This is a genomic window from Rikenella microfusus DSM 15922 (genome assembly GCF_000427365.1).
Classification (GTDB): Bacteria; Bacteroidota; Bacteroidia; order Bacteroidales; family Rikenellaceae; genus Rikenella; species Rikenella microfusus.
In genome coordinates this window covers 1,934,565-1,956,906 of sequence record NZ_KE386488.1, presented here as the reverse complement: position 1 = coordinate 1,956,906, position 22,342 = coordinate 1,934,565, and the positions used below count along the sequence as shown (strand labels likewise).

The following is a 22,342-nucleotide window of genomic DNA, read 5'->3' as shown; positions in this document are numbered from 1 at the left end:
CGAATATGACTGCCAACACTTCCATTCTGGGTTCCGTATCCGACGAAAACATGAGCGTCGTAGCCTACAAGGCTTTCATGCTCAAACGGCGCATCATCCTGGCCCTGGCCACCGAAGGCGACTGCACGATCGCCGACCTGTCGCGTATCCTGAGCGTCAGCAATCCCACCATCACCAAACTGGTGGGCGAACTGATCCAGGAGGGTTACGTGCGCGATCTGGGCAAAATCGAAACGGGCGGCGGACGCAGGCCCTGCGCTTTCGGGCTGGTGTCCGATTCCGGCTATTTTCTCGGCGTTACCATCCTGGACGACACGCTTTGTTTCGGAGTGATCGACCTCAATAAAAATACCGTCACGGTACAGAAAGACGTTCCGTTCGCATACGGTACCAACGCCCAGTTCGTCGATAATCTGGTCGAACGTATCGGCGAGTTCATCGCTGCGCTGGGCGGCGCCAGGGACAAAATCCTCGGTATGGGAATCACGGTCAAAGGGCGTGTGGATGCCGCTTCGGGCGTGATATACAACACGATGAACGCCGACGGATTCCCGCTGGCGCGTATCGTCACGGAGAAAACGGGCCTCGAAACCATCGTCGAAAACGACACGCGGGCCATGACCTACGCCGAGTACCTGAGCGGCGGCAGCGGCGGGGTACAGAATGCCCTGTTCATCAACGTGGGGCGGGGGATCGGCGTCGGGATTATCGTGCGCGGCAAACTTTACTACGGGAAATCGGGTTTCTCGGGCGAGTTCGGCCATATCCCGTTTTTCGACAACGAAAAGATATGCCAATGCGGTAAAAAAGGCTGCCTGGAGACCGAAGCGTCGGGCATGGCCCTCGAAACGATCTTCGCCGAACGGATGCGCGAAGGGGCATCGTCGATCCTCTCGGATAAGTTCCTAAGGGGCGAAACGGTCACGATGCACGACATCATCGAAGCGGCGAAAAACGACGACGTGCTTTCGATCGACCTGATTACGGGCATCGGCGAGAAACTGGGCCGGGGAATCAGCGTGCTCATCAACCTGTTCAATCCGGAACTGGTGGTGATCGGCGGTCCGCTTTCCGAGGTGGGCGATTACCTGATGCTGCCGATCCGCACGGCATTGAATAAATATTCGCTGCGGCTGGTGACGCGGGACACCACCCTGCGTCTTTCGTCGCTGGGCGATACGGCGGGCGTGCTGGGCGCCGCTCTGCTCACCCGCAACCGAATGCTGGGCATTCTCTGATCCGAAACTCCCCTGCATATGCGAACGGCCCGGAGCTTTTGAAAGCTCCGGGCCGTTCCGTTCGACGGCGGCTCCCAACCGTTCCCCTATCGGAGGCAATTTACCTGTCGGACGAGCCGCGAACCAATTCCAGGGTATGGTCCAGCAACTCCGTTCCGCCCCACTGCCCGTGGCCCGGAACGATCACTTCGGCATTCTCGTATCGGCGCTTCACTCGTTCGATCGTACCGGGCCACGCGTCCATGTCGGCATCGGCCGTATTGCCGATCGAGACCGCGGCCGTGTCCTTGACCAGACACCCGCCGAAAAGCACCCGTTCGGAAGGTATCCACGCCACCGTATTGTCCGGCGTATGTCCTCCGCCCTCGTAGCGGCAGACAACCGGCACTTCGCCGACTCGCAGGATCTGCGATTCCGTAAAACCGTGATTGGGCACCGGTTTCCCATGCTTGCGGGCCTCTTCGACCGTCATCCGGTTGGCATAGGAAACCACCCCTTGGGACTGCAACCATCCCAACCCGCCCATGCAGTCGGCGTGCCAATGATTCGGTACGAACATCGTCACGCGGGCATGGAGCGAATCGGCGAGGAAACGGACCAGCCGTTCGGTCTGGTCGTCGTTCGCGGGCGTATCCAACAGCAGTGCCTCGCCTTGCGAAACGACCACCGCCCCGTTGCTCGACACGCCCGGAAAACCGTCCAAATCGGCGACAGACGTATGTACCCATACGTGCGGGGATATTTGTGTGAGGACGATATCGTCCGAGACTTGCAGGCGGGTTTGTGCCGTAACGGGCACGGCGGCGAGAAGAAGCATGGGGAAAAGAAAAAAACGTTTCATTGAGGTATTTGGAAATTAGAGGAAACAAAGGTAAATTTATTTCGTGTAGGGTCCATAAGGGGAATGGTATGATTTTGGTTGTTATGAACCGACGGACGGGTCGATCGTCCGCGTAGCGGCCGGGCCGGAGCCTCCCGCAGCGAAGGCCCGCAAAATCAATCGCTCACGCGATTGTCGCGTTCCCCGCAGGCTGCGGTTCTTAGAAAACAACCGTAGGTTTAATCGTGTGTCTTTCGCCGACGGGCGTTTGTTTTTCTTCGCCCGCTCGTGCCGCGGGGGCACCGGCTTTCCCGGATGCCTCATGCCGGCGGGGCACTTACTTTTTTGCGCGACCAAAAAAGTAAGCAAAAAAAGTCGCCGGGAATGCGATTCCCCGCTCCCGACTCCCGTCGGAACGGAAAATCGCACATTCCCGGGTCAGCAGCCTCTACCTGCACTTTGATGCCAATGTAAGAAACCGGAAGTACTTTTTAAACCTACAATTTTACGAAAGGCCGCAGCCTGCGGGGCACGTGAACGAGCTTTGCGAGTAAGCGGGCCTCCGCTGCGGGAGGCTGCGGCCCGCCCGCTATCGCGGGAACTTAGTTTAATCGTACAATTTTATGTAAAGTTCTCCCTTTGTCAGGCCGGAGCCACCCCCGGCGAAGGCCTGCAACTACGCGGTGCTTGTTGCGGCCTCGCTGGCTCCGGCCATAAAATTAACTGTACGGTTTCTTGCACAGGGCTGCAGTCTGCGGGAAATGGGGCACTTACACCCCGACTGGAGCGCCGAGCCTCCCCGCCGGTCGGAAATTGTCCGGCGCGGAACCGGCCGGGGAATATTCGGCATTATATCGGGTACAAATCATCTTGTGATGAATCGCATAGAAAACCGACCGTTATGAAAATCGCAATCTATATCCTGCTGGGCACGGTTATCCTGTTGTTTTTCGCCGTATTCGGCGTCGAACGGTGGCTGGAAGCGAAAATCCGCCGTGCCGCCGTCAGAGAGACGGCCGGACTTACAGGCGGGACGCTCCGGCTGGAAATCGGACGCGTGCGGGTCAGTCTGTTGCACCGGGCCGTGACATTGTACGATATGACCATCGGCGCCGATACCTCGAAAACCGGCAGATGCCTGCCGGGTGTCGATTCGCTCGGAGCCGAAATAGACAAAATCGCTTTACGGAGCGTCCGTTTCCGTTTTGGCGGAACCTCCCCATACATCGACGTCGGTTCGCTGGAAATCAACGGCCTGCGCGTTACGCTGGCGACGGACGGCCAAAACCCGGCCGGAACGACGAAAATGCCTGCCGCACAGGAAATATGCGACCGGATCACGCAACGGACAGGGGATCTTACGATCGGCCGGATACGTTTGCGGAATGCGGATGTCCGCATATCGGACGGCATACGGAACAGCTACGCAGCCAAAGGATTGTCGGCAGAGGCCGACAGGTTCCGGATGGCGGGCGGACAAACGGTACAGCCCTATTTCTGCGACGACATTCGTTTGTCGGCGGACAAAGTGTCTGCCCGTTTCCCGACTACGGCCCAGCTGTTCGAGGCCGATACGTTCCGGGCCGGATTGCGGGACGGGGGACTATCGATGAGACACGCCCGGTTGATCCCGCAATACGGCAAAGCCGAATACGCATGGAAAACGATCCGCCATACCGATTGGACACAGGCCCTTGCAGGGAGTATCGAAGCCGGCGGAATCGACTTCGGCCTCCTGTGGAACGATACGCTGTTGAGTATCGACCGGGTGGAGGTAAAGGATGTGGAGATCGCGAGCTACAAGAATCGCCGCATCGTGAGGCAGGAACGGTTCAAACCGATGCTGCATGAAATGGTACGGAACGCGCCTTTCGGTCTGTCGGTCGGCCGGATCGGGATCGCGAACGGCCATGCGGTGTACGAGGAGCTTTCGGCCGCGGGCGAAAAGCCCGGCCGGATCGTTTTCGACAATCTGAACGGTGTGTTCCGGGGAATCACGAACCGGCCGGGAACAGCCGATGCCGTCTATACGCTGACCGCTACGGGCAGAGTGATGGATGCCGCATTGCTGCGGGTCGCCTGCCGTTTCCCGGCCCATCCGTCGAACGACCGCTTCGAGGCGGAAGGCACGCTGGGGCCGGCGAATCTCCGGATTTTCAATCGTATTCTGGAACCGCTGGCCGAAGCCGGCGTCCGTTCGGGGCATCTGGACGGACTGTCGTTCGCCATAACGGGCGACGGCAGAGAAGCCGAAGTGGAGATGAAAATGCGTTACACCGATCTCTCGGTAACGATGCTGCGGGAAGATGCCGGAGGACGCAAACGGGAACGCAGGCTGATGTCCGGCCTCGTGAACCTGATGCTGATCAAGTCTTCGAATCCGGACCGCAAGGGATTGAGGATCGTGCGCAGCACGGCGGTACGAGACACGTCGCGTTCGCAATTCAATTACCTTTGGAAAACGTTGCTGACCGGTATCAAAGGCTCGGTCGGTTTTCCCGGAGCGAAATAGAAAGACGGACATTTCTCCGAATAAGAAGAGAGGCGGACGACGGAAATTGTCGGGACGCGCGCGAGCCGAAAAAACACCGGTGCAAACGATCGATATATCAAAGTGTATAACCAGCGATAAGTGATATAAAACCGAAAGGCAATACCAGAACCGATTCGGGAGTTGGCGCGTAACGGCTTCGGGTGGCTATCCTGCCAGTATGCCCGGAAAGTGTTTCCCCGCCCGGTACGTTTGCCGAGTCGTAAAATGGACGAATCGGGAAAAAGCAGCGGGATCGGTGGAGCGAAACGGATTATCTTCGGTGGCGTTATGAATAACGATAGTCAGACCGGATTTTATATTCCGGAACCGGGCGTGTTCCCTCCGGAGCTGTTGGTTCCGGACGGAACCGTGCGGCACGACCGTAACGGCGTCTGGGTGCTGATGGTATGCGGAGGCTGTGCCCGCATGGAGATCGACGGCATCCCCCATGATCTGGCACGGGGCAGCATAGTGGCTCTTTTTCCGTTCCATGCGATCGCCTCCGGACCGCTGCCGGATGCGTTCCGGTGCGAATGCCTCTATTTCGATTTCGATTTCATGTCCGATTTCCCGTTGCTGTTTCCGCCGGAAATATCGGAACGCTTCGGGTCGAATCCGTGTTACCGGATCGACGAGCAAGGGTTCGCCCGGTTGGAACGTTGTTTCGGGATGATGCGCGTTTACGACCGCATGGCGGAACACCCTTCGCGCACGGGGATAACGAAAGCGTTGCTTTTCACGTTCGCTTCCGAATTGCTTTACTGTTGTGCCGACCGGGCCAAAAGCGTGCGGACCGGACGCAGCGAAATGCTGACGGACGATTTCTTTCGGTTGCTGCACCGCAACTATTCGGTCGAACGCACGCCGGATTTTTATGCCGGCCGGCTCTGCGTCACCGCCAAATACCTGTCGAAAGTCCTGCGCCGGACCACCGGGCATACGGCCTGTTTCTGGATCGGGGAGTTCCGGATCAAGGAGGCCAGGCAGCTGTTGCGTTCCACGCAGGCTTCCGTGGCCGAGATCGCCGAACGGCTCGGATTTCCTGATTCGTCGTTTTTCGCCAAGTTTTTCCGTCGGCATACGGGATGTTCGCCGGTCGAATTCCGCCGCGGCAATCGGTAACTCTTTCCGAGAGGGGGCAGTACACGAAAACGGCGTCCGGCCTGCGGGTCGGACGCCGTTGTACGGTGCGGGAAACGGTGTTATTTGTTCATCGTGGCGAGAAACTCTTCGTTCGAGACGGTGCCTTCCATCTGTTTCTTGACCAGTTCCATCGCCTCCACCGAGTTCATATCGGTCAGGTGCCGCCGCAGGATCCAGATCTTCTGCAGCGTATCGCGGTCGAGCAGCAGATCGTCGCGACGGGTCGAAGAGGCCGTAATGTCCACCGACGGGTAGATCCGCTTGTTGGAGAGTTTGCGGTCGAGCTGCAATTCCATGTTGCCCGTGCCTTTGAACTCTTCGAAAATCACTTCGTCCATCTTCGAACCGGTGTCGATCAGCGCGGTGGCGATAATCGTCAGCGAACCGCGTTCTTCCGTGTTGCGGGCCGCGCCGAAAAACCGTTTGGGCTTGTGGAGCGCGTTGGCGTCCACGCCCCCGGAAAGCACCTTCCCCGAAGCGGGCTGGACGGTGTTGTAGGCCCGTGCCAGACGGGTGATGGAGTCGAGGAAAATCACTACGTCATGGCCGCATTCGACCATCCGTTTCGCCTTTTCGAGCACCATTTCGGCCACTTTCACGTGCCGCGAAGCCTGCTCGTCGAAGGTCGAAGCGATTACCTCGGCTTTGACGCTGCGGGCCATGTCGGTCACCTCTTCCGGACGTTCGTCGATCAGCAGCATAATCATGTATGCCTCCGGATGATTGTCGGCGATGGCATTGGCGATCGCCTTGAGCAGCATCGTCTTCCCCGTTTTCGGCTGGGCCACGATCAGCGCGCGCTGGCCTTTGCCGATAGGGGCGAAAAGATCGACCACGCGGGTGGAAAGGTTGTTATGCCCTTGGGAGGTGATGTTGAATTTGGTCTCCGGGAACAGCGGGGTCAGGAATTCGAACTGGATGCGGTCGCGCACCATTTCGGGCGGCAGTCCGTTCACTTCGACCACTTTGACCAGCGGGAAATATTTTTCGCCTTCGCGCGGCGGCTTGATGATCCCTTTGACGGTGTCGCCCTGTTTGAGTCCGTAGCTTTTGATCTGGGCCGGCGAGACATAGACGTCGTCCGGCGAATTGAGGTAGTTGTAATCAGCCGAACGCAGGAACCCGTAACCGTCCGGCATGACCTCCAGCGCCCCTTCGCAGTTGATGACGCCGAGGAAATCGTTCTGGTGGTCGATTTTCCGGGGTTGGGGAGCGACGGTTTGTTGCAGACGCGGCGCGGGGCCGCCGGTTTCGTCCGACGGGGCGGCATTGGAGTTGGCCGGATGCCGGAGCCGGTTCCCATACCGGTTTTGCCCCGGCTGATACCGTTCCTGGTTTTTCTCGGGGCTGGCGCTGTAATTCGGGGCCGCCGGCTGCGGAACGGCGGTTTCGGCTACCGTTTCGGGTTTGGCGGTTACGGGCATGTTTCCTGCCGGGAAGATTTCGTTTTCGCTTGTCGTCCTGCGGCGTCTTCTCCGGATGCCCGGCGCCTGTTGCTGGGATTGCGGGGCGCGTCCGTTTTCGTCCGTGCGGACATAGGGCTGCATCGCTTCCGGTACGGCGGCGGTTTCGATGTCCGGGCGTGCGGAAGATGTTTCGCCGGCGGCCAGCAGACGGGAGATCAGGTCTTGTTTTTTGACGTATCGGCTGCCGCTGATCAGGCCGGCCGCTTCGGCCATCGAACGCAGCTGACCGAGGGGCAGGCGTTCCAGAGTCTCTTTATCTTGCATGTAGAAACGAAGAGTATAAGTGTGATCCGGACGCGAATCGCACGCTGTGCGGGATGTTTTCCCGCTGAAAGGGCGCGTGGTCCGTAAAATGATAAGAATTAATGTTTTCGGCTGGATTCCGCAGTCGTACTGCGCGGGAAAACTGCGTTCCAAAGATAAACATTTTTTCTTTATGCAAATCCGGTGCCGTAAAAATCTCCGGGGCGATTACCGTCCGCAAAGATGCGTGCGCGGCGAGGACGTTTCCATTATCCGTTTACCATCCGGTTCGGTCCCGGTGCCGGGAGGTATGGGGCTGGAAACAAAGAGGGCGGGTTGCCTGTTTCCGGAAGAGGCGCGGCGGATTCGCGATTACGGTCTGAGGCGTTATTTCGCATCGGGAAATAGCCTGAGGACGTTTTGCAGGTCTTCGGGGGTGTCGATGGCGTGGCTTTCGAGGTCGGTAACGGCGGTACGGATGCGGTAACCGTTTTCTATCCAGCGCAGCTGTTCGAGCGATTCGGCTTTTTCGAGGGGCGAGGGAGAAAGTGCGGTGACGGCCCGCAGAATGTCGCTGCGGTAGGCGTAGAGGCCGATGTGTTTGTAATAGATGTGCCGTCCCTGCCACTCTTCCCGGGGCACGCCGCGCAGGAAGGGAATGGGGCTGCGGCTGAAATAGAGGGCGTCGCCTGCGGCGGAGAGCACTACTTTGGGGGAGTTTTCGTTGAAGATGTTTTCGGCGGGGGCGAAGGGTTTGACGAGGGTGGCGATCTGGGTGTCGGGATCGTCGAAACAGCTCCGGATCTGTTCGAGTTGCCGGATGGCGATAAAGGGTTCGTCGCCCTGGATGTTTACGACGATGTCGAAGGTTTGTCCGGTGATGCGTTCTGCGGTGTCGAGGGCTTCGGCGCAACGGTCGGTGCCGGATCGATGAGCGGCGGAGGTCATGATGACGCGCCCGCCGAAGGCATGTACGGCGTCTTCGATACGGTTGTCGTCGGTGGCGACGTAACACGCTTGGCCGAATACGGCGGCGCTGCGCTCGTAAACGCGGCGGATCATGGATTTGCCGTGTATGTCGGCCAAAGGCTTGCCGGGAAAACGGCTCGATGCGTACCGGGCCGGAATCAATGCTAAAAATCTCATCGCTTTTCTCTATTTTTAACCGTTCGGTTGTTTTCTAAGAGCCGCAGCCTGCGGGGAACGCGACAATCGCGTGAGCGATTGATTTTGCGGGCCTCCGCTGCGGGAGGCTGCGGCCCGTCCGCTGGCGCGGGAATATTATTTAAATCGTACGGTTTAATTGTGTGTCTTTCGCCGACAGGCGTATGTTCTTTCTTTCCCGCTCATGCCGCGGGGCACCGGTAATGGAAACATAAGACTTTCAGAGGAAAGGGTATCCGGCAGGCTCAGGAGATGCGTGAGGCATCTCAAAAAGTTTGGCTTCGCCTTCCTCCTGGCGCCTCGGTCATTCGAACGAGTTCGACGGCGTTCGGCTGCTGTGTCGGCTTTCCGGTTCTCGCTAACTGCGCTGCGCTTGTTTTGCCTGCGGCTTCCTCGTGCTACCTTGCCAAAGACCGTTCACGGGCTTTGGGCTCGGAACGCTACTCGGTTCCTCCTCGCCGCTTACCATAGTTCGCAAGCGGTCTCTGGATGCGCTGGCAGTGTCGGTTGTTCACGAAAGGAACAGTACCCTCAAACCTGAACAGTACGGATAAACGAACGGATAATCGGGCCGAGTTAGCCGTTGGCCTGCATGACATTGAGCTTGACATCGTCCAGCGTGATTTCCCGGCCGCTCAGGATCAGCAATCGTTCCACCGCATTATGCAGTTCGCGGATATTCCCCGTCCACGGCATCGCGCACAGCGCCTCCACCGCCTCCGGCGTGATCGTGCTCAGCGGCTTGCCCTTGTCCGCGCAAATCGCCCGGATGAAATGGTCCACCAGCAGCGGAATATCCTCGCGCCGATCCGACAGATTCGGCACATGGATAATTATGACGCTCAGCCGGTGGTACAAGTCCTCGCGGAAATTCCCTTTCGCGATCTCCTCCTGCAAGTTCTTGTTCGTCGCCGCCAACACCCGCGCATCCACATTGATATCCTTGTCGCTCCCCACCCGCGTGATTTTACGCTCCTGCAAGGCACGCAGCACTTTCGCCTGTGCCGCCAGACTCATATCCCCGATTTCGTCCAGAAAAATCGTCCCGCCGTCCGCCTGCTCGAACTTCCCCTTGCGCTGTTTGATCGCCGAAGTGAACGCCCCCTTTTCATGACCGAACAACTCGCTTTCTATCAATTCCGAAGGAATCGCCGCGCAGTTCACCTCCACGAACGGCATCGAAGACCGGTCGCTCTTCTCGTGCAACCAACGCGCCACCAGCTCCTTGCCCGTCCCGTTCGAACCCGTGATCAACACCCGCGCGTCGGTCGAAGCCACCTTGTCGATCAACATCTTGACCCGCCCGATCGCCGGCGATTCGCCCACGATTTCCGCCACCTTGTGCACCTTGCGGCGCAGCGTCTTGGTCTCTTTCACCAGCGATCCCCGCTCCAGTGCATTCTTGACCGTCACCAAAATACGGTTCATGTCGATCGGTTTCTCGATATAATCGAAAGCTCCCTTCTTGATGCATTCCACCGCCGTATCGATGCTCCCGTGCCCCGATATCATCACCACCGTCGTGTCCGGATGCGTTTCGATCAATTTGTCCAGCAACTCGATACCGTCCATCTCCGGCATCTTGATATCCGAAATCACCAGATCGAACGGTTCGACACCGATCATTTCGTATCCCTGCAACCCGTTTTCGGCGGTCTTCACCGTATGCCCCTCCATCTCCAACAATTCCCCGATAATGTTGCGGATGCTCCGTTCGTCGTCGATCACAAGTATTTTGGCCATATTCCGTCGATATTTTTTTCCGATTCCAAAGTTAGCATTATATTTGCTCAATTTCCATTTTGCGGGCGGTTTTTATTTCGCAAAAAATCCCGCAAATCCGGTGCCAGAATCTAACATTCCATTATGAACCGAGACAAATCGAGGCTCCTGCTCTCCGAGTACGGGCGCAACGTGCAGACCATGGTGGCCTATCTCAAAACCATCGAAGACCGCGAACTGCGCAACCGCCAGGCCGAAGTGGTCGTGGCCGTGATGGGCAACGTGAACCCGGCCCAGAAAGACAGCGAAGGTTTCCAGCACATGCTGTGGGACCACTTGTTCATGATCGCCGATTTCGACCTCGACGTGGACGCCCCTTATCCGAAACCGACTCCCGACATGTTCGCCCCGCATCCCCGTCGGGTAGCCTATTCGCAAAGCTATATCGCCCAGAAACAATACGGAGCCAACGTAAAGCGGATGGTCGAGGCGCTGGGAACCGAGCCTGCGGGCGAAGAGCGCGACGCGGCGGCGGCCAACGTGGCGAAATATATGAAACAGAAATCGTTCGAATACAACAAGGAGTTTCCGTCGAACGAGGTGGTGATCGCCGACATCCGGCGGATGTCGCACGGTGCCATCGTCCTGGATGCCGATACGCTGGACAACACCCGCATAGACACTTCGTCCGTGCCTAACCGTCAGAGCGGCAGAAACGGCAAGAACAACCGCAGCAGCAGTGCGGGAAGCGTCGGCGGCAACAGCGTCCACCAGCCCAAAAAATACACCAAACGCAATACGGCCAAAGCATAACGGGTGCCGGGCCGGTAAGGCGGTCCGCCCGTGCGAATCGCCGGACTACGCTCCGGACCTGTTCGGCGCAGAACGGCGCCAGACCTCAATAGCAGCTATCCTACGGTTCGGGTCGGGCTTAGGTCAGGCCCGGCTCGTGTACCGGGCGGCGCCGAGCCGCCGTGGGGTGCGCTGTGCATGCAATCCGATGGGTGCAAAATAGTTCCCTGTCATTTAATCGTACGATTTAAATAATATTCCCGCGCCAGCGGACGGGCCGCAGCCTCCCGCAGCGGAGGCCCGCAAAATCAATCGCTCACGCGATTGTCGCGTTCCCCGCAGGCTGCGGTTCTTAAGAAAACAACCGTACTTTTAATTTGCAGGTTAAAGCCCGGAGCCAGCGAGGGCAAAACCGCAGGTTGCAGCCCTGCGCCGGGGATGGCTCCGGGCTGACATCGGGAGAACTTTACATAAAATCGTACGTTATTTGCAAAAGACCGCAAACAGTGGGAAGTAGGATGATTATAGCCCGGTTCGAGTGCCGAGCGACACCGGGCTTTCCGTAGGAAAGCGTCCGCCCCGCCCATGTGTTAAAAACCTCAGGATCACAAAACCCGTTAATTTCCACCTTTCATTTGAAATCGGCCGTACACGAATTACAGAAACGATGAAAATTACCGATAAATTCAAGCCAGGGAAAACCCTTTTCGCATTCGAACTCCTGCCGCCGCTCAAGGGCGACAATATCGATACCATATTCGACACGATCGGGCGGCTGGCCCCGTACAACCCCTCCTACATCAACGTTACCTACCACCGCGAAGAGGTGAAACTCATCGAACGGCCGGACGGCCTCCTGGAACGCCGCGTCGTACGCAAGCGCCCCGGAACGGTGGGTATCGCCGCCGCCATCACGGCCCGGTACGGCATCGACGTAGCCCCGCACCTGATCTGCGGCGGGTTCTCGAAATTCGATATCGAAGACGCGCTGATCGACCTCAGTTTTCTGGGAATCGACAATGTACTGGCCCTGCGCGGAGATAACATCCGCGGCGAACGCACCTTCCGCCCTGCACCGGGCGGCCACCCGCACGCTTGCGACCTCGTAAGCCAGATCATGAACATGAACCGGGGCGAATACCTCGACTCGGAATTGGAACATGCCAAACCGACCTCGTTTTGTATCGGGGTGGCCGGTTATCCCGAAAAACACGCCGAAGCCCCCAACCTGGCGGCGGACATCGCTCATCTGAAAACGAAAATCGACGCCGGAGCCTCGTATGTCGTAACCCAGATGTTCTTCGATAACGCCAAATATTTCGCTTATGTAGACGCCTGCCGCGCGGCGGGCATCACCGTCCCCATCGTTGCCGGACTCAAACCGTTCACCACTAAAACGCAGCTCTCGCTGCTCCCGCAGACTTTCGGTGTGGAGCTGCCGGACGATCTGGTACGCGCGGTGGAAAACTGTAAAGACAATGCGGCTGTACGGGAAGTGGGAATCGAATGGGCGATACGGCAGGGCCGCGAACTGATTGCGGCCGGAGTCCCGGCGCTCCATTTCTACACGATGGGCAAGGCGGACAACGTGGAACGCATCGCCAAAGAGCTGTTCGGTTAAACCGGACCGCTCTTTTTCATGAGACACGATAAAAAAGAGGTTCGCTTTCGGCGAACCTCTTTTTCGTAGCCCCTAGGGGAATCGAACCCCTCTTCCAAGAATGAAAATCTTGTGTCCTAACCGATAGACGAAAGGGCCATCGTTTCAATTGCAGTGCAAAGGTAATACTATTTTCGGAAATTCCAAATACCCCCTCTATTTTTTTAGAGCAATACGATTACTTACTTAGACATAATAGACAAAATACGACTGATAATCTGCTCCTTATCAAAGCGCGACAAAAGCAGCATACGTGATCTTTCAGCCACTTCTTTATGACATTTCTCGGCAAAAGGAACCATCTCCTGAAATTTAGCCGCTATCTCATCCGGATGATTCGGTGTTGCACATATCCCCAGTCCGTTCATCTCGACAATATCCTGAATACTCCCGTACGCAATTCCGAATATCGGTTTTCCAACATGCAAATACGTCTGCAACTTAAAAGGTTCGGTCTTCTGTATTCCGGGATCGGCTATCAAAGGCAACACCAAAACATCGCTCTGCCTCAATATATCCTCAACCTGATCCGAAGGATAACGGCCCCAAAAATAAACGTTCGGAATAGAACGACGCTCGACCAACTCCCGTAAAGATTTCAATGACGATCCTTCGCCAATGATATTCAACGCAACAGGAATCACGAAACGAGTTTTTGCCCACCCCAACAATACGTTTTCTAAATTCTGGGCTTTAGAAATATTGCCTGCAAACGTAAAATTAAATCTGGAAGTATCTAAACGTACTCCGGAAACCTTATGGGTCTCCTCTACCAACCAATTCGGAGCATACGTAACGGGACGATCCGGTACATAAACCCGGATGGATTCTATAAACTTCCGGCTCGAAACAAGAATATGATCGCTATTCCGATAAACTTTACGAATCAAATGATTCAGGAAAAGAGTCAATGGAGCTATACGAGGGAATCCATAAGCATAAACCGCATCCGGCCAAATATCGAATGTCCATACGAACAAAGGTTTCTTAAATTTCTTCTTAATATATACCCCGGGCAATGCCACCGTAAGCGGTCCCGTCTGATAGACAAAAACACAATCGTACGACTCGCCTATACGTTTTGCAATATGTTTTCCGCGTCGTACGAACGCCCGGTAATTTAAGATTTTTTTCAACTTGCTGCTGCCATACCCCTCAACCACGGCTATGCGATGGATAACTATCCCATTCCAATGCTCAACCGAATATTTGTCATTGTGATACCCCGGATAAACATGGCCTCCCGGATATGATGGCTGGTGGGTTAAAACCTCTACCTCATAACCACGACGGACTAACTCAATCGCGAAATCATTAACCAACCCGGATTCCGGATGAAAAATTTCGGATATAATCAGAATGCGCTTCATCTTCATTTTCCCCAAACCACCCGCCGGACATAATCAGTATATGACACGATAATCCGCAATATTTTATCACTGACATTAGGCTGCGAATAATCAGCCACCATCCGCAGTGTCCGGTTTTCCCCTCTCCCCTGCCCTTCCAGTACCGCCAAACCCTGCATGATACGGTCCGGGTTTGTTCCGACCATCATAACGGCCATCTCTTCTACCGCTTCGTGCCGCTCATGGGCATCCCGGATATTGAGAGCGGGAAAGTTCAGGATAGAACTTTCCTCACTGATAGTCCCGCTATCGCTCAACACGGCTTTGGCATGTATCTGCAAGGATATATAATCACTCAGACCGAACGGTTTTTTCAGCTGCACCAAAGGATCGAAGCTGATACCATAGCGTTCGATCATCTTCTTCGTTCGGGGATGAGTCGTTACGATGACCGGCAAACCATATGTCCGAGCGATCAAATTCAGTGTTTCACAGAGATTTAAGAAATTCCGCTCATTAGCGATATTTTCTTCGCGATGGGCCGATACGACAAAATAACACCCGGGATCCAGAAACAATTTTTGTAATATATCCGACCGTTCTATTTTAGGTTTATACGCTGTCAGGACTTCCAGCATCGGGCTCCCCGTCTTGATGGACGTAGCGGCAGGCAGACCCTCGGCTAACAGACATTCCCGAGAGATATCACTGTATGTCAAATTAACATCGCTGATATGATCCACCATGCGCCGATTCACCTCCTCCGGAACACGTTGGTCAAAACAACGATTCCCCGCCTCCATGTGAAAAATCGGGATCTGACGCTTTTTCGCGGCAACAGCACATAATGCGCTATTGGTATCGCCCAACACCAAAAAAGCGTCGGGTTTTTCCCGCTCCAGGATCGGATCTATATTGATCAAGCACTGGCCGATGGTTTCGGTCGCATTTTTTCCGGCTGCATTCAGAAAGAAATCCGGCTTACGCAACTCCAGATCTTCGAAAAACACCTCGTTCAATTCATAATCAAAATTTTGGCCCGTATGTACCAAAACATGATCGATAATCGGAGAAGAATCGAGCTTCTTAATAATCATCGACAGCCGGATAATCTCCGGCCGCGTACCCACAACGGTCAGTACTTTTAGTTTCTTCATCGATCAACTAACAATAAAAAGGATACAATTCGCCGTGCCGGTCCACCCACTCTTTCATCTCAGCAACCATCTGTTCATACGAAGGAACTTTAAACGAAAAATCCGCACTCCGCGTACAACGCAGGCTCTTGTCCAGCTGCAGTTCTTCACTCGGCAATATTTCGATCCGGTTATCCCGAAAATATTTATTGAACAACTGCAACAAATCGTATTTAGATATACTTTCGTTATTGACCAGATTAAACAAGCCGCTCAACCCCTCTTCGGAGGCTCGTTCCATAGCCTTGGCCAGCGTTAATGTCGTAACACCGGTCCACATCGCATGTTTATAGCCATAAATAGGCCCTTCCTGCTTCATGAACCAGTTAAACAACCCGATCCCTCCCTGATTGATATCCGGTCCCACAATAGAATTTCTAAAAGTCAGATTCCTGGAATCGACTACTTCTCCCAAAGCTTTTGTGCGATCGTAAAACGTGGCTCCATCACGCAAAGACGTCTCGATGTACGGTCCGGTATTCCCCGCGAACACGCAATCGGTACTCATCTGAATAAGCCTGGCTTTCGTAGGCATTAAGGTATCTGCAATCAGGTGCGGCAAGTAACTGTTTAAATAGACTGCCTTCGACGGATTATTGTCCGCAACCTGATTGAGCAATCCGATGCAATTAATCACCAAATCGTATTCCCCGTCACGAAGCATCGCCGTAAACGCGCCGGTATCGAAGGCATCTCCAACTATATTTCGACACCAAGGGAATGGTCTCATCGAATAAGCTGTCACATCATGCCCCTGTTCTTTGAAATATAACGCGATAGTATGCCCCGCCATACCGACCGCTCCCAAAACCAGTACTTTCATCTTCCCTGTTTTTATTTATCCCAATCCATCCACATGGCTTTGTCGTACCGCCATGAATCTTTCACTGCTTCTTCAAGTATTTTACTCGAGAAGACCAACAATACGGAATCCGGCTCTTTTGCTTTGATACCGTTTGCATAGCCTTCCGGAACGCAAACGATCTTGCTCTCCGTGTCTGTCAATTCATATACCTGGGGCTGAAGATCCGGAGAGGGACGATCCCAATCGTCGATTTCCACAAAAGCTAACGTAAACGCTCCTTTGACACAATAGAACCACTTCTTTTCATGTTGATGAGCATGCCACGCCCGAACAGTATCCACATCGGGATGATGAATAAAATAGACACGCTCGACGCCGTCAAAACGGAACTGATTGAGCGAACTGATCTGCCCCCGATAATCCCGATTGATTTCTCCGTCAATGACGGTAATTTTATTTTTAGGACAATTCATCACGGACAATCTGAAGTTTAAGCAACAATTCTTTCATTCCGTCCACATCCAGCCGACGGGTATTGTGCGAATGATAATCTTCGAAACGTGCGACCTTTTCCTCGCCTTCAACAAAATACTTATCATAATTCAGGTCGCGACTATCGCACGGTATCCGATAATAATCGCCCATATCTTCCGCCTTGGACATTTCTTCACGGGTGACCAGAGTTTCATACAACTTCTCGCCATGCCGCGTCCCGATAATTTTAACCTGCGATTTCGAATCGAACAAATCGATCAGCGCATGCGCCAATGTTTCAATCGTAGCAGCAGGAGCTTTCTGAACGAAAAGATCGCCATTCTCGCCGTGCTGCCATGCGAAAATGACCAAATCCACAGCATCCTCAAGGGTCATCATGAACCGGGTCATATTCGGATCTGTGACCGTAAGGTCCTGCCCGTTCTTTATCTGGCTAATAAATAACGGGATAACGGACCCACGCGAAGCCATCACATTACCATAACGTGTACAACAAATCGTTGTCTTGCCGTTATTCATAGCCAATGCACGCCCTTTCGCTATCGCGACTTTTTCCATCATGGCCTTACTGATTCCCATCGCATTAATCGGATAGGCGGCTTTATCCGTAGAAAGCACCACTACGTTCTTCACGCCGTATTGAATCGCGCTGTCAAGCACGTTTTCGGTCCCCAATACATTGGTCCGGACCGCCTGAACCGGGAAAAACTCACAAGAGGGCACCTGTTTGAGCGCTGCGGCATGAAAAACATAATCGACGCCTTCCATCGCATAGTCTACGGACCGTTTGTCCCGCACATCCCCGATGTAAAACTTGACTTTCGGGTTTTGCAGCTGATGACGCATATCATCTTGTTTTTTTTCATCACGTGAAAAAATACGAATTTCCCGAACATCGCTGTTCAGAAAACGCTTCAGAACAGCATTGCCAAATGATCCGGTACCTCCCGTAATGAGCAAAACTTTGTCTTTGAACATATCCCCTAACATTTATGAGTTATTATTGCAAACAATCGATCCCACGACGCTTTTCTTTCCGGTTCAAACGGAGGAAAGCGACGTTTTTTCGATATTTTCCCGATAGCTGCCGCCCACTCGTCCGCGTTGGAATATTCAACGAAAGTACCTCCCGCATATCCATCGAGCACCTCACGGGCATACGGCAGATCCGCAGCGATAACGGGTACCCCCAATGCGGCTGCTTCAAGCAAGGGCAGGCCGTATGTCTCGATATAACTCGGAAACACTACTGCATCGACCGCAGCATACATAGATACCATCTTATCGAAAGACAATACGCCTACCTCACGGACACGCTCTCCTGCAAAAGCAAACGTTCCTTCAGGCACTGTCAGCCATAATACAAATTTACGACTTTTAATTCTATTTAACGCATCTATGACGACCGAATGATTCTTATACGAAAATGCCGTAGCCGGATAAAACAGATTGATGGTATCTTGCGGCAAATCCATCGGCGGTATATCGTTCGCTACGGGTAGATGGATCAATGGGGAAATCACATAAATCCGGTTGGAGGATATCCTGAATTTACGAGCAAATCTTTCCTTTATATATTCCAATTGCACAAAGATTCGCGTTCTACGGTTCAAAAACAGCCGGATAACGATCGGATATACATTTTTATAAAACCAAAGTTTACGTTCCGACTTCTTAAACAGGCTCCAGCGATATGGAGTTAGCGTAATCGACTGGTGATAATAAATATAATTGGGAATATTGTACCCTGTCCTGAATCCGGTATTCTGCAATGAGATGGCAGCCGCCGGCTTTATTCCTTCACGACGCAGCCACCTCCGGACGCCGAACATATCCCACTTCAGGCGCTGAATCATCGGCTTAACACCCTTGACCGGGACCAAACGCACCGTCGCACGCGGGCTCTCGATCTCGATGTCGGGACTGATAAAAACAATCCACTCAATCCTGTCGTTTTCAGGAACAGCGGCCAAAAACTGACGCAGAACCGTCAAGGCACCACTGCCGTCCAGTGCAGTCGCATTGACAACGATCGTTCCGGGTTCTTCGATCATCTCAAAATTCGATTGACCAGTTTACGATACAAGCTACCTGCCGCTTTATGCGGTTGCTTATAGTATCTTCGGACGAAATTCAGCATACGCTTACGCAACGACGGACGCTCATCAATCCAGCTGCCGTTGCATAAATGTAACGCATAAGTTTTGGTTACCGAGAATTCGCCCGACGGATTGGTAAATATTACAGGCGCATATATAACCACTCCTTCTTTCAGATGTTGTTCCGCCGGCCTGTACTCAAATCCCCAATCACGGGCCGCAACGGCAGCCATGCGTTGGGTTATGGTCGTTTGATCCACGGTTCCGTCCGAAAGTACAAACGGGATATCGTCATACAGACTCAGACATTGTTTCACAAACGGATGCCCCGGCTCGGCCCCCATAACCGCAGCTTCGATGGCAATGTAATTGGTAGGTTTAAAATATTCCACGCAGGAAAAAAAACCGTTCGCCAGCAAATCATCGAATTTTTTATAAACCCGCACATCCGAATCCAGATAGATTCCGCCATATTTCGCCAATGCAAAAAGCCGGACATAATCGGCTACGAAAGCCCATTTGCGCAATTCCAGCGCTTCGCGGGCGAAACGGTTATCGATCTCCGCATCAAAACGGGCCCGATCCCAAAGTATAATCTCGTAATCAGGCATAATCGTTTTCCACGACTCCACGCATTTGGCGATTGCCACCGGATACGGATCGCCACTCAGCCAGCAAAAGTGTATCTTTTTAGGAACTCTATTCATAACAAATCACGTGAAAAGAACATTTTTATACGGCATATAGGCTTCGGCATATACCGTAACCATCTCGATATGCCTCCACAACGCAAACAAAGCATACAGCGTAAATATCCAGGCCCTGTTGACTCCGGATGCGACATATAGAATCATCGGAACTACCAACAATTCCATGTAATGGAAATATACGGCTCCGCGCGCGGCAACTTGAGGCAAGAATCCGAATCCCGTATAAATCACAATGGCTAAAAAATAAATATTCACAAAAAGCGCACCGTATCTCGGAAAACATGCAGCGATTTGTTCCCTATACGTATAAGCAAGCACGAATGTAAAAAGACGTATGGCGACCGCGGCATTGAACCCGAATTGCATTCCCGCTTCCGCTCCCAGATAAATTTCCAATTTCCAGGCGATTACCGCCGGCAAAAAGCCGACGGCGAGTTTAAACGCTTCGTACATCAATAAATTCGACGCAATAGCGATTCCTCCAATGGTCAGATAAGTTTTAAGGGTATAATAACGATCTTTGAGAATACGGACCAGCAATACAAAGACTGCCGAATAATGAAACATTACGGCTACACCCACCAGCCACCAGAATCTCGGACGCCGGGGTTCGGCCATCGCCCACATGCATATCGCAATAGCCAAATGCTGACGGATCAACCCCATAACTCCCGTATACAAAAACATCCCTGCGAAAAATAGCAGAGAGACATACGGGTAAGGAGAATATTTCCGGAAAAACGTAAAAAGTATCGTTATATTCGCCGCGGCCATAACGACCAGAATGGTTTGATACGGACAGCTGCTCAGTAAAATATTGAGCGTCGCAAAACCCGGCTCGACATAGACTTGTCGGGGATCGAATATATCATTGATCGAAAGGGTACTCAAGGTCTCGAAAATCTCTTTGTACCCGTCATAATCATTCCCCATACCGCGAAACGCGGCCAAAAAGAACACGAACAAAGCGAAACCGGCAAACAGGCAATTATAGACTTTGTCTTTTTTTACGACAAAGTCCAGCATGGCCATGGCCAGCAGGAACAGATATATGATAAAATATATCGCCATTATCTATATCGCCCCATACGTATCTTTACGATCGTCATAAACTTGTACCAATAATACTTTATTTTCGGACCATAGCCGAAGTCTTTATGATGTTGTGCTTCCCAACGATACTGACGAACCAGCGCTCCGATCCTTTTCAGCTTATGGCTCAGCGTATTCTGCGCTCCGTAGCTGATTCCGTAAGTCTGCGCGCCATGCTGGCGATATTTCAGCAAAGGTTTATGCACTGCTTTAAGCTTGCCACGTTTGGCTACATTGATCGCTATCCAGAAATCGTAAATCAAATAGTCGTTAGTTAAAGGAAAAATCATATCCTTCACTTTACGATTATATATAGAACATGCTCCTCCCGCAGTACAACACACAGCCATATAGTTATAAGAAAGAAACCTATCCGGATTTATGCCGGCTCCGCGCCAATGCGAAGCCTCCAGCACATTCAAATGCTCGTCGCACACGATCGTATCGGCAAACGCCTGACAGGGAAGTGCCGGATACTGCCGTTCCAGCTCACGAATCGCATCGAACAAGATCTGCACTTTTTCCGGCAGCCAGACGTCGTCGGCATCCGAAAACATGTAATAATCCGCTTCGACCGTCTCCAGCAAACGGAAAAAATTACCCCGGCAACCCAGATTCGCACCTCCGCGGTCGATCTGCACGATACGGTCCGGAAAACGGCGAAGATAACTGTCGATGATGCGCTGAGTACCATCCGAGGAACCGTCGTTACGGATATAAAGAGTCCAAGAAGTATTCGTCTGATCCAAAATCGAATCGATCTGCTCAGACAAATACTTCTCACCGTTATAAACGGCCAGCAAGATGGCGATCGGACGAGAGCAAATCATATTCATTTATACGTTATCTTACTCCACTGCAATTTAATCAATACTTCAAAACGCGTGAAAAAATATTTCAGCCGGCTTCCATATCCCAACCTACGGTAATATCCGGCCAGGTTCCAATCTCGCTGCACAATCCGTTTTATCCGTCCTATTTTCCCCCACCGGAAACGATACGGCTCCGTAGGCGCTCCCACCGCATTATTACCGTGTTGACGATACAGAATCAAAGGATCGTGCAAGGCGAAAATTTTACCGTATTTGGCCGCTTGCAAAGGTATCCAACAATCATGTTGCGGCGGATCTTCAGGAATGGGCAGACATAAATCCCGCAAAAATCTATTAAAAACCGTGGTAGCGCCCCCGACTACGGGAGACAACGGAATGCAACGCAAGCTATGGAACAAATCCGGATTCAGTCTTACCGCTTTCCACCAGGAAGGAACGATGATATTCATCTTGTCATCGCAAACCACTTTATCCGTATGAACCAATATAGCGGTACCCGGATATAATTGTTCCTTTTGTTTCAGTAGCGAAAAGCTCCGTTGTATCTTTTCCGGCAGCCAGACGTCATCGGCATCCGAAAACATGTAATAATCCGCTTCGACCGTCTCCAGCAAACGGAAAAAATTACCCCGGCAACCCAGATTCGCACCTCCGCGGTCGATCTGCACGATACGGTCCGGAAAACGGCGAAGATAACTGTCGATGATGCGCTGAGTACCATCCGAGGAACCGTCGTTACGGATATAAAGAGTCCAAGAAGTATTCGTCTGATCCAAAATCGAATCGATCTGCTCAGACAAATACTTCTCACCGTTATAAACGGCCAGCAAGATGGCGATCGGACGAGCATCCCCGCTCTTGATTTCCATGGTTATCGTATTCTTTTAGATTTCCGGTACGCAACTATTCTGTAATACACATATTTTCCGAATGATCCGTATCCCAACACACTATTTACCATCTTGTATTTCTTATAATGTTC

19 protein-coding genes and 1 tRNA gene are annotated in these 22,342 nt (G+C 53.0%); 5 read left to right on the top strand and 15 right to left on the bottom strand.

Going from position 1 to position 22,342, the window contains the following annotated elements; genetic code table 11:
* Window positions 1-5: 5 nt before the first annotated feature.
* Window positions 6-1,238, top strand: a complete 1,233-nt coding sequence (locus tag RIKMI_RS0109180; RefSeq protein WP_027291367.1) for an ROK family transcriptional regulator — start codon at window positions 6-8, stop codon at window positions 1,236-1,238.
* 100 nt (window positions 1,239-1,338) lie between these two features.
* Here RIKMI_RS0109180 and bla read toward each other — a convergent pair whose 3' ends face one another.
* On the bottom strand, window positions 1,339-2,079 hold the full coding sequence (bla, locus tag RIKMI_RS0109175; protein ID WP_027291366.1) for a subclass B1 metallo-beta-lactamase: 741 nt from the start codon (window positions 2,077-2,079) through the stop codon (window positions 1,339-1,341).
* An 880-nt stretch (window positions 2,080-2,959) separates the two neighbouring features.
* Between bla and RIKMI_RS0109170 the strand changes: the two genes are divergently transcribed.
* Window positions 2,960-4,570, top strand: coding sequence for an AsmA family protein (locus tag RIKMI_RS0109170; protein ID WP_027291365.1), 1,611 nt, complete (start codon window positions 2,960-2,962; stop codon window positions 4,568-4,570).
* Window positions 4,571-4,879: 309 nt separating this feature from the next.
* On the top strand, window positions 4,880-5,713 hold the full coding sequence (locus RIKMI_RS13655) for a helix-turn-helix domain-containing protein (RefSeq protein ID WP_169715514.1): 834 nt from the start codon (window positions 4,880-4,882) through the stop codon (window positions 5,711-5,713).
* 80 nt (window positions 5,714-5,793) lie between these two features.
* On the opposite strand, the gene rho is transcribed toward RIKMI_RS13655, so the two are convergent.
* The 3 genes from rho to RIKMI_RS0109150 form a co-directional block, all read right to left on the bottom strand.
* Window positions 5,794-7,464, bottom strand: a complete 1,671-nt coding sequence (gene rho, locus RIKMI_RS0109160; RefSeq protein WP_027291364.1) for a transcription termination factor Rho — start codon at window positions 7,462-7,464, stop codon at window positions 5,794-5,796.
* A gap of 366 nt (window positions 7,465-7,830) precedes the next feature.
* Window positions 7,831-8,589: a 3-deoxy-manno-octulosonate cytidylyltransferase gene (gene kdsB / locus RIKMI_RS0109155; protein ID WP_027291363.1), complete on the bottom strand. Its 759-nt coding sequence runs from the start codon at window positions 8,587-8,589 to the stop codon at window positions 7,831-7,833.
* Between the two features lie 594 nt (window positions 8,590-9,183).
* Window positions 9,184-10,350 carry a sigma-54-dependent transcriptional regulator gene (locus RIKMI_RS0109150; protein ID WP_027291362.1) on the bottom strand — a complete coding sequence of 389 codons (1,167 nt, stop codon included), beginning with the start codon at window positions 10,348-10,350 and terminating at the stop codon, window positions 9,184-9,186.
* Window positions 10,351-10,473: 123 nt separating this feature from the next.
* On the opposite strand from RIKMI_RS0109150, the gene RIKMI_RS13650 reads away from it, so the two are divergent.
* Window positions 10,474-11,142: a DUF4290 domain-containing protein gene (locus RIKMI_RS13650; protein ID WP_051214463.1), complete on the top strand. Its 669-nt coding sequence runs from the start codon at window positions 10,474-10,476 to the stop codon at window positions 11,140-11,142.
* Between the two features lie 646 nt (window positions 11,143-11,788).
* The gene (gene metF, locus RIKMI_RS0109140; RefSeq protein WP_027291361.1) at window positions 11,789-12,742 is read left to right on the top strand and encodes a methylenetetrahydrofolate reductase [NAD(P)H]; all 954 of its coding nucleotides are present in this window, start codon (window positions 11,789-11,791) and stop codon (window positions 12,740-12,742) included.
* A 66-nt stretch (window positions 12,743-12,808) separates the two neighbouring features.
* Here the strand turns inward: metF and RIKMI_RS0109135 are convergent.
* The 11 genes from RIKMI_RS0109135 to RIKMI_RS13635 form a co-directional block, all read right to left on the bottom strand.
* A tRNA-Glu gene (locus tag RIKMI_RS0109135) sits at window positions 12,809-12,880 on the bottom strand.
* An 83-nt stretch (window positions 12,881-12,963) separates the two neighbouring features.
* A complete protein-coding gene (locus RIKMI_RS0109130; protein WP_169715513.1) occupies window positions 12,964-14,151 on the bottom strand; it encodes a glycosyltransferase family 4 protein in 1,188 nt (395 codons plus the stop codon).
* Between the two features lie 2 nt (window positions 14,152-14,153).
* A complete protein-coding gene (gene wecB, locus RIKMI_RS0109125; protein ID WP_027291359.1) occupies window positions 14,154-15,287 on the bottom strand; it encodes a non-hydrolyzing UDP-N-acetylglucosamine 2-epimerase in 1,134 nt (377 codons plus the stop codon).
* Window positions 15,288-15,294: 7 nt separating this feature from the next.
* Entirely contained in the window at window positions 15,295-16,149 is an 855-nt protein-coding gene (locus RIKMI_RS0109120; RefSeq protein WP_027291358.1) for an SDR family oxidoreductase, read from the bottom strand.
* An 11-nt stretch (window positions 16,150-16,160) separates the two neighbouring features.
* Window positions 16,161-16,604 (bottom strand): WxcM-like domain-containing protein, encoded by a 444-nt coding sequence (locus RIKMI_RS0109115; RefSeq protein ID WP_037291780.1) that lies wholly within the window; start codon window positions 16,602-16,604, stop codon window positions 16,161-16,163.
* Window positions 16,591-17,604 (bottom strand): polysaccharide biosynthesis protein, encoded by a 1,014-nt coding sequence (locus RIKMI_RS0109110; RefSeq protein ID WP_027291356.1) that lies wholly within the window; start codon window positions 17,602-17,604, stop codon window positions 16,591-16,593. Before RIKMI_RS0109110 ends, RIKMI_RS0109115 begins: the two co-directional genes overlap by 14 nt.
* Window positions 17,605-17,609: 5 nt before the next feature.
* Window positions 17,610-18,680 carry a glycosyltransferase gene (locus tag RIKMI_RS0109105; RefSeq protein WP_027291355.1) on the bottom strand — a complete coding sequence of 357 codons (1,071 nt, stop codon included), beginning with the start codon at window positions 18,678-18,680 and terminating at the stop codon, window positions 17,610-17,612.
* Window positions 18,677-19,432: a glycosyltransferase family 32 protein gene (locus RIKMI_RS13645; protein ID WP_084135247.1), complete on the bottom strand. Its 756-nt coding sequence runs from the start codon at window positions 19,430-19,432 to the stop codon at window positions 18,677-18,679. The genes RIKMI_RS0109105 and RIKMI_RS13645 overlap by 4 nt, the downstream gene beginning before the upstream one ends.
* A gap of 6 nt (window positions 19,433-19,438) precedes the next feature.
* Window positions 19,439-20,506, bottom strand: coding sequence for an EpsG family protein (locus RIKMI_RS0109095; RefSeq protein WP_027291354.1), 1,068 nt, complete (start codon window positions 20,504-20,506; stop codon window positions 19,439-19,441).
* A complete protein-coding gene (locus RIKMI_RS13640; protein ID WP_051214461.1) occupies window positions 20,506-21,363 on the bottom strand; it encodes a glycosyltransferase in 858 nt (285 codons plus the stop codon). The genes RIKMI_RS0109095 and RIKMI_RS13640 overlap by 1 nt, the downstream gene beginning before the upstream one ends.
* On the bottom strand, window positions 21,360-22,229 hold the full coding sequence (locus RIKMI_RS13635; RefSeq protein ID WP_051214460.1) for a glycosyltransferase family 2 protein: 870 nt from the start codon (window positions 22,227-22,229) through the stop codon (window positions 21,360-21,362). The genes RIKMI_RS13640 and RIKMI_RS13635 overlap by 4 nt, the downstream gene beginning before the upstream one ends.
* Window positions 22,230-22,342 lie beyond the last annotated feature (113 nt).

Coding starts and splice junctions, on each gene's coding strand:
- RIKMI_RS0109180 (WP_027291367.1), top strand. CDS start 6: ATGACTGCCAACACTTCCATTCTGGGTTCCGTATCCGACGAAAACATG.
- bla (WP_027291366.1), bottom strand. CDS start 2,079: ATGAAACGTTTTTTTCTTTTCCCCATGCTTCTTCTCGCCGCCGTGCCC.
- RIKMI_RS0109170 (WP_027291365.1), top strand. CDS start 2,960: ATGAAAATCGCAATCTATATCCTGCTGGGCACGGTTATCCTGTTGTTT.
- RIKMI_RS13655 (WP_169715514.1), top strand. CDS start 4,880: ATGAATAACGATAGTCAGACCGGATTTTATATTCCGGAACCGGGCGTG.
- rho (WP_027291364.1), bottom strand. CDS start 7,464: ATGCAAGATAAAGAGACTCTGGAACGCCTGCCCCTCGGTCAGCTGCGT.
- kdsB (WP_027291363.1), bottom strand. CDS start 8,589: ATGAGATTTTTAGCATTGATTCCGGCCCGGTACGCATCGAGCCGTTTT.
- RIKMI_RS0109150 (WP_027291362.1), bottom strand. CDS start 10,350: ATGGCCAAAATACTTGTGATCGACGACGAACGGAGCATCCGCAACATT.
- RIKMI_RS13650 (WP_051214463.1), top strand. CDS start 10,474: ATGAACCGAGACAAATCGAGGCTCCTGCTCTCCGAGTACGGGCGCAAC.
- metF (WP_027291361.1), top strand. CDS start 11,789: ATGAAAATTACCGATAAATTCAAGCCAGGGAAAACCCTTTTCGCATTC.
- RIKMI_RS0109130 (WP_169715513.1), bottom strand. CDS start 14,151: ATGAAGCGCATTCTGATTATATCCGAAATTTTTCATCCGGAATCCGGG.
- wecB (WP_027291359.1), bottom strand. CDS start 15,287: ATGAAGAAACTAAAAGTACTGACCGTTGTGGGTACGCGGCCGGAGATT.
- RIKMI_RS0109120 (WP_027291358.1), bottom strand. CDS start 16,149: ATGAAAGTACTGGTTTTGGGAGCGGTCGGTATGGCGGGGCATACTATC.
- RIKMI_RS0109115 (WP_037291780.1), bottom strand. CDS start 16,604: ATGAATTGTCCTAAAAATAAAATTACCGTCATTGACGGAGAAATCAAT.
- RIKMI_RS0109110 (WP_027291356.1), bottom strand. CDS start 17,604: ATGTTCAAAGACAAAGTTTTGCTCATTACGGGAGGTACCGGATCATTT.
- RIKMI_RS0109105 (WP_027291355.1), bottom strand. CDS start 18,680: ATGATCGAAGAACCCGGAACGATCGTTGTCAATGCGACTGCACTGGAC.
- RIKMI_RS13645 (WP_084135247.1), bottom strand. CDS start 19,432: ATGAATAGAGTTCCTAAAAAGATACACTTTTGCTGGCTGAGTGGCGAT.
- RIKMI_RS0109095 (WP_027291354.1), bottom strand. CDS start 20,506: ATGGCGATATATTTTATCATATATCTGTTCCTGCTGGCCATGGCCATG.
- RIKMI_RS13640 (WP_051214461.1), bottom strand. CDS start 21,363: ATGAATATGATTTGCTCTCGTCCGATCGCCATCTTGCTGGCCGTTTAT.
- RIKMI_RS13635 (WP_051214460.1), bottom strand. CDS start 22,229: ATGGAAATCAAGAGCGGGGATGCTCGTCCGATCGCCATCTTGCTGGCC.